The organism is Streptomyces roseicoloratus, from assembly GCF_004117935.1.
GTDB classification, from domain to species: domain Bacteria; phylum Actinomycetota; class Actinomycetes; order Streptomycetales; family Streptomycetaceae; genus Streptomyces; species Streptomyces roseicoloratus.
Genome location: NZ_SDOY01000098.1, coordinates 1 through 7,686 on the forward strand (window position 1 = coordinate 1; position 7,686 = coordinate 7,686).

Annotated in this window: 2 protein-coding genes, 1 tRNA gene and 2 rRNA genes; 1 reads left to right on the plus strand and 4 read right to left on the minus strand. The window is 66.7% G+C overall.

What is annotated here, in order from left to right; all coding sequences use genetic code 11:
* Positions 1 to 1,887, minus strand: a 1,887-nt coding sequence (locus ESG85_RS10770) for a HAMP domain-containing protein (RefSeq protein WP_128977928.1), incomplete at its 3' end; no start/stop codon positions are given.
* A gap of 266 nt (positions 1,888 to 2,153) precedes the next feature.
* Here ESG85_RS10770 and ESG85_RS10775 point away from each other — a divergent pair.
* Positions 2,154 to 4,808 (plus strand): SpoIIE family protein phosphatase, encoded by a 2,655-nt coding sequence (locus ESG85_RS10775; protein ID WP_128977930.1) that lies wholly within the window; start codon positions 2,154 to 2,156, stop codon positions 4,806 to 4,808.
* Positions 4,809 to 4,933: 125 nt separating this feature from the next.
* On the opposite strand, the gene ESG85_RS10780 is transcribed toward ESG85_RS10775, so the two are convergent.
* The 3 genes from ESG85_RS10780 to ESG85_RS10790 form a co-directional block, all read right to left on the minus strand.
* Positions 4,934 to 5,006 (minus strand) — tRNA-Thr (locus ESG85_RS10780).
* A 5-nt stretch (positions 5,007 to 5,011) separates the two neighbouring features.
* Positions 5,012 to 5,128 (minus strand): 5S ribosomal RNA (gene rrf, locus ESG85_RS10785).
* A gap of 84 nt (positions 5,129 to 5,212) precedes the next feature.
* Positions 5,213 to 7,686: ribosomal RNA gene (locus tag ESG85_RS10790) — 23S ribosomal RNA — on the minus strand; the annotation flags it as partial.

The window sequence follows — 7,686 nt, forward strand, 5'->3', positions numbered from 1 at the left end:
GGTGTTCTTCAGCTCCAGGATCTCGCCGCGCGCGTCCACGTCGATCTTCTGCGACAGGTCGCCCCGCGCCACCGCCGTCGTCACCTGGGCGATCTGCCGCACCTGCGACGTCAGGTTGCCGGCCATGAAGTTCACCGAGTCGGTGAGCTCCCGCCAGCGCCCGGACACACCGTCCACCCGGGCCTGGCCGCCGAGCCGGCCCTCCGTGCCCACGTCCCTGGCCATCCGCGTCACCTGGTCGGCGAACGAGGACAGCTGCGACACCATCGTGTTGACGGTGTTCTTCAGCTCCAGCATCTCGCCGGCCACGTCCACGGTGACCTTCTGCGACAGGTCGCCGTTCGCCACCGCCGTCGTCACCTGCGCGATGTCCCGCACCTGACCGGTGAGGTTGCGGAACGCCGTGTTCACCGAGTCGGTGAGGTCCTTCCACGTGCCCGCCGCGCCCGGCACCTGCGCCTGACCGCCGAGCCGGCCCTCGACGCCGACCTCCCGCGCCACCCGGGTCACCTCGGAACCGAACGCCGACAGCTGGTCCACCATCGTGTTGACGGTGTTCTTCAGCTCCAGCATCTCGCCGGCCACGTCCACCGTGACCTTCTGCGACAGGTCACCGTTCGCCACCGCCGTCGTCACCTGCGCGATGTCCCGCACCTGCGTGGTGATGTTCCGGAAGACGGTGTTGACCGAGTCCGTCAGGTCCTTCCACGTGCCCGCCGCACCCGGCACCTGCGCCTGACCGCCGAGCAGACCCTGCGCGCCGACCTCGCCCGAGACGCGCGTCACCTCGTCCGCGAAGGTCCGCAGGGTCTCCGTCATCTGGTTGATGGTGTCCGCGAGCTGGGCGATCTCCCCGCGCGCCGACACCCGCACCTTCTGCGACAGGTCGCCGTTGGCCACCGCCGTCGTGACCTCGGCGATGCCCCTCACCTGATTGGTGAGATTTCCCGCCATCGTGTTGACGGAGTCCGTGAGGTCCTTCCACACACCGGCGACGCCGGCCACCTCGGCCTGACCGCCCAGCTCGCCCTCCGTGCCCACCTCGCGGGCCACCCGGGTCACCTCGGACGAGAACGAGGAGAGCTGGTCCACCATCCGGTTGACGGTGTTCTTCAGCTCCAGCATCTCGCCGGCCACGTTCGCCGTGACCTTCTGCGACAGGTCACCGTTGGCCACCGCCGTCGTGACCAGGGCGATGTCCCGCACCTGGGCCGTCAGCCGGTTCGCCATGGTGTTGACCGAGTCCGTCAGGTCCTTCCACGAACCGGACATACCGCGCACCTGAGCCTGACCGCCCAGGATGCCCTCGGTGCCCACCTCCAACGCGACCCGGGTCACCTCGTCCGCGAACACCGACAGCTGGTCGACCAGGTTGTTCACGGTCCGCGCGACCTTCAGGAACTCCCCGCGCAACGGCCGCGTCGACCCGTCGCCGCCCTCCGAGCGCAGCTCCATCCGCTGCCCCAGATCGCCTTCGGCCACCGCCGACAGCACCCGGCCGACCTCCGACACCGGCCGCGCCAGCTCGTCGACCAGCGCGTTCGCCGCCTCGATGGTCGCCGCCCAGGAGCCCTCCGCCGCCCCGGCCTCCAGCCGCTCCGACAGCTTGCCCTCGCGGCCCACCACCCGGCGCACCCGCGCGAACTCCCCGGTCAGATGCGACTGCCGGTCCGCGACCTCGTTGAAGACGGCCGCGATCTCGGCCATCATCCCGTCGCCGGACACGGTCAGCCGCTTGCGGAAGTTCCCGTCCCGCATCGACACCAGAGCGGCCAGCAACCGCTCCAGCGCCGCCGCGTCCACCTGCACCGTGCCCGCGCCCCGGGACCGGCCGCCGCCCTTCGGCCGCGAACCGCCTCCGCGCCGCGTCGTCGTGCCAGACTCCACCGTGTCCCTCCCGAAGGGGTCGACCGTACGCTCGGTCTCTCGCTATCAGCCTGCCCAGTGTTTCACCGGGTCCGAACCAGGCCATAACAGTTCGGCAGCTTCGCACAACGTCCCCACGTCCGAGGGACGGAATCAGCGTGACCGGCATCCGGTGGGACAGCGAAGGTAAGTAACCTGGCATCCGGCTGTCCAACCGCCCCGGTCCGCCCGGCGGGGGCGGGACGGCGCGAGAAGCAGCACCGGACGGCGGGAGGGGCAGACCGACCATGGCAGAGCCGGGCGTCGAGACGCGTACGAGGAGTTCAGTGATCACCGCGCGGGCGGCTGCCAGTTTCGAACCCGAAGGGCGGTCCGTCGCCACCGCCCGCGCCTTCGTCCGGGACACCCTCCAGGGCTGGGGCTACGCCGAGGTCGTCGACGACGCCGTCGTCCTCACCAGCGAACTCGTCACCAACGCCGTCATCCACGCCGGCACCGCCGCCGAGGTCCTCTGCCTCCGCGGCGACGACGGCGTCCGCATCGAGGTCGCCGACCGCTACCCCGAGCGTGAGATTCCTCTCCAGCAGACCCGCACCATGGGCAGCCCCGACCGCGAGAACGGCCGGGGCCTGCTGCTCTGCGCCGCCCTCGCCACCCGGTGGGGCGTCGACTACAGCCCCACCCGCAAGCACGTCTGGTTCCACCTCGACCTGCCCGAACGCGCCGTCGGCACCCGCTCCGCCGGTCCCGTCCTGCCCGACCCGCTCCTCCCGCTCACCGACAGCCGGATCCGCGTCGCCGTCGTCCAGATCGACGGCACCGGCGCCATCTCCGCCTGGAACGAGGACGCCGGGGAACTCTTCGGATACGGCTCCGAGCAGGTCACCGGCAAACCCCTCGGCGACCTCGCCGCCTGGCCGCACACCCCCGGTATCGGCACCGGCCTCGCCGAGGCCCTCCGCCTCTCCCGCTGGGAGGGCAGCTACGGCATCCGCTGCGCCGACGGCCGCGTGATCCCCGTCTACGCCTCGCACCTCCGGGTCCGCGACGCCCAGGGCGAGCCCTCCACCGTCTGCCTCCTCGTACGCGAGCACGAGCGCGCCGTCCTCCAGACGCCGCAGCGCCCCGCCGCCTCCGAACCCGGCACGGACAACCGCGGCGGCTCCGCCGACCCGTTCGAGGTCTTCATCGGCTCCCCCGCCCCCGACGACCTCGACGGCCTTCTCCAGCGCACGGTGGAACGCGCCCGCGACATGCTCGACGGCGACTCCGCCTTCCTCCTCCTGGCCACCGACGACGAGACCGAACTCGAGGTACGGGCCACCACGGGCCTGCCCTCCGCCCGCCAGCGCTTCGCCCGCGTCCCCGTCGAGACCGGCGCCAGCCGCTACGGCTCCGCCCGCATGCCCGCCGTCCACGAGGACCTCGCCGCCGTCCCCGGCGCCGTACCGCTCCTCGAAGGCACCGGCATGCGCTCGGTCGTGACGGTCCCCCTGAAGGTCGAGGGCCGGCTCACCGGCTCCCTCGGCGTCGCCGCCGAAGGCGCCAACCGCTACTCCAACGAGGAGGCCCTGCGCCTCCAGTTCGCCGCCGACCGCATCGCCCTCGCCGTGGAGTCCGCACGCCTCGGCGAACTCGAACGACTCCGCCGCGGCTCCCTCAGCTTCCTCGTCGAGGCCTCCGACCTCCTGGCCGGCACCCTCGACCGCGACCAGACCCTGGCCCTCATGGCCCAGATGACGGTCCCCACTCTGGCCACCTGGTGCGCCGTCTACACGATCGCCGACCAGGCCTCCGACCCGTACCTCTCCTACGTCCTCCACGAGGACGAGGACCTCATCGACGGCCTGAAGGCACTGCTGGCCTCGATCGACCCACCGGACCCGGTGCCGACTCCCGGGGCCCGCGTCTGGACCGCTCCCGGCGACGCCGCCCACCGGGCCGCGCTCAGCGCCTCCATGCGCGAACTCGACGGTCCCGGAAGCCCGGTCTCCTCCGGCATCGACGGCGCGCTCGCCACCGCGGGCGCCGTCGGCGGCGAGACCGTGGTCCTCCCGCTCGTCGCCCGCAACCGCGTCATCGGCATGCTCACCCTGGGCAGGCCCACCGACGACCACTTCCGCCAGGAGATCCTGGAGCTCGCCGAGGACCTCTCCCGCCGAGCCGCCCTGGCCCTCGACAACGCCCGCCTCTACTCCGAGCGCACGGCCATCAGCCGCTCGCTCCAGCGCAGCCTGCTGCCGCCCGGCCTCCCGGACGTCCCCGGAGTCGAGGTCGACGTCATCTACCGCGCCGCCGGCGAGGGCAACGAGGTCGGCGGCGACTTCTACGACCTCTTCCCCATCCGCGACGGCTCGTACGGCTTCGCCATCGGCGACGTCTGCGGTACGGGCCCGGAGGCCGCCGCCGTCACGGGCCTCGCCCGCCACGCCCTGCGCCTCCTCGCGCGGGAGGGCTTCGGCGGCCCCGCCGTCCTGGAGCGGCTGAACGCGGCGATCCTCGACGAGGGCGCCCGCAGCCGCTTCCTCACCCTGCTGTACGGCGAGCTGCGCCCGCAGGAGGACGGCTCGGCGGTCCTGAAGGTCGTCTGCGCCGGCCATCCGCTGCCGCTGCGGCTCAGCCAGGACGGCACGGTCCGGCCGGCCGCGGACCCGCAGCCGCTGCTCGGCGTCATGGACGACCTGGAGCTCTACGAGCAGACGGTCACCCTGAACCCAGGTGACGTCCTGCTGTGCGTCACGGACGGCGTGACCGAACGCCGCGAGGGCACCCGGATGCTGGGCGACGACGGCCTCACTGAGGTCCTCAGGTCCTGTACGGGCCTGACGGCCGGTGCGATCACCTCGCGCGTCCTGCGCGCGGTCGAACGCTTCGCGCAGGAACCGGCGTCCGACGACATGGCCATCCTGGCCCTCCGCATCCCGGAGCCGCACCACGCGTGACGGCATGACGTGACGGCACGGCAAACGAAAAGGGCCGGCTCCTGCGGGGCCGGCCCTCGTGATGTCGGACGCAGGACGAGGGAACGCAAAAAGGCCCCCGCCATCAGGCGGGGGCCTTTTCTCTGAGCCCTTTAACGGAATCGAACCGTTGACCTTCTCCTTACCATGGAGACGCTCTACCGACTGAGCTAAAAGGGCGGGTTGTTCGGCGGCGTCCTACTCTCCCACAGGGTCCCCCCTGCAGTACCATCGGCGCTGAAAGGCTTAGCTTCCGGGTTCGGAATGTAACCGGGCGTTTCCCTAACGCTATGACCACCGAAACACTATGAAGTTGAACCGCCGCGCACCCTCAACCGGGGGGCGTGTTCGTTACTTCAGAACTAACACAGTGGACGCGAGCAACTGAGGACAAGCCCTCGGCCTATTAGTACCGGTCAGCTCCACCCATTACTGGGCTTCCACATCCGGCCTATCAACCCAGTCGTCTACTGGGAGCCTTACCCTCTCAAGGAGGTGGGAATACTCATCTCGAAGCAGGCTTCCCGCTTAGATGCTTTCAGCGGTTATCCCTCCCGAACGTAGCCAACCAGCCATGCCCTTGGCAGGACAACTGGCACACCAGAGGTTCGTCCGTCCCGGTCCTCTCGTACTAGGGACAGCCCTTCTCAATATTCCTACGCGCACAGAGGATAGGGACCGAACTGTCTCACGACGTTCTAAACCCAGCTCGCGTACCGCTTTAATGGGCGAACAGCCCAACCCTTGGGACCGACTCCAGCCCCAGGATGCGACGAGCCGACATCGAGGTGCCAAACCATCCCGTCGATATGGACTCTTGGGGAAGATCAGCCTGTTATCCCCGGGGTACCTTTTATCCGTTGAGCGACGGCGCTTCCACAAGCCACCGCCGGATCACTAGTCCCGACTTTCGTCCCTGCTCGACCCGTCGGTCTCACAGTCAAGCTCCCTTGTGCACTTACACTCAACACCTGATTGCCAACCAGGCTGAGGGAACCTTTGGGCGCCTCCGTTACCCTTTGGGAGGCAACCGCCCCAGTTAAACTACCCATCAGACACTGTCCCTGATCCGGATCACGGACCGAGGTTAGACATCCAGCACGACCAGAGTGGTATTTCAACGACGACTCCACAACCACTGGCGTGGCCGCTTCACAGTCTCCCACCTATCCTACACAAGCCGAACCGAACACCAATATCAAACTGTAGTAAAGGTCCCGGGGTCTTTCCGTCCTTCTGCGCGAAACGAGCATCTTTACTCGTAGTGCAATTTCACCGGGCCTATGGTTGAGACAGTCGAGAAGTCGTTACGCCATTCGTGCAGGTCGGAACTTACCCGACAAGGAATTTCGCTACCTTAGGATGGTTATAGTTACCACCGCCGTTTACTGGCGCTTAAGTTCTCAGCTTCGCAACCCCGAAAGGTCACTAACCGGTCCCCTTAACGTTCCAGCACCGGGCAGGCGTCAGTCCGTATACATCGCCTTACGGCTTCGCACGGACCTGTGTTTTTAGTAAACAGTCGCTTCTCGCTGGTCTCTGCGGCCACCCCCAGCTCAGACAGCAAGTGTCATCACCAGTGATGGCCCCCCTTCTCCCGAAGTTACGGGGGCATTTTGCCGAGTTCCTTAACCATAGTTCACCCGAACGCCTCGGTATTCTCTACCTGACCACCTGAGTCGGTTTAGGGTACGGGCCGCCATGAAACTCGCTAGAGGCTTTTCTCGACAGCATAGGATCATCCACTTCACCACAATCGGCTCGGCATCAGGTCTCAGACTATGTGCACGACGGATTTGCCTACCGTGCGTCCTACACCCTTACCCCGGGACAACCACCGCCCGGGCTGGACTACCTTCCTGCGTCACCCCATCGCTTACCTACTACCACCTTGGGTCAGCGGCTCCACCACTCCCCTTCACCCGAAGGATCCAGGGCGGCTTCACGGCCTTAGCATTAATGGGCTCGATATTGGGCGTTTCAAAGCGGGTACCGGAATATCAACCGGTTGTCCATCGACTACGCCTGTCGGCCTCGCCTTAGGTCCCGACTTACCCTGGGCAGATCAGCTTGACCCAGGAACCCTTAGTCAATCGGCGCACACGTTTCTCACGTGTGTATCGCTACTCATGCCTGCATTCTCACTCGTGAACCGTCCACAACTCGCTTCCGCGGCTGCTTCACCCGGCACACGACGCTCCCCTACCCATCACAGCAGGCGTTGGCCCTATATGCTGCAATGACACGACTTCGGCGGTACGCTTGAGCCCCGCTACATTGTCGGCGCGGAATCACTTGACCAGTGAGCTATTACGCACTCTTTCAAGGGTGGCTGCTTCTAAGCCAACCTCCTGGTTGTCTCTGCGACTCCACATCCTTTCCCACTTAGCGTACGCTTAGGGGCCTTAGTCGATGCTCTGGGCTGTTTCCCTCTCGACCATGGAGCTTATCCCCCACAGTCTCACTGCCGTGCTCTCACTTACCGGCATTCGGAGTTTGGCTAAGGTCAGTAACCCGGTAGGGCCCATCGCCTATCCAGTGCTCTACCTCCGGCAAGAAACACACGACGCTGCACCTAAATGCATTTCGGGGAGAACCAGCTATCACGGAGTTTGATTGGCCTTTCACCCCTAACCACAGGTCATCCCCCAGGTTTTCAACCCTGGTGGGTTCGGTCCTCCACGAAGTCTTACCTCCGCTTCAACCTGCCCATGGCTAGATCACTCCGCTTCGGGTCTTGAGCGTGCTACTCAACCGCCCTATTCGGACTCGCTTTCGCTACGGCTTCCCCACACGGGTTAACCTCGCAACACACCGCAAACTCGCAGGCTCATTCTTCAAAAGGCACGCAGTCACGAGA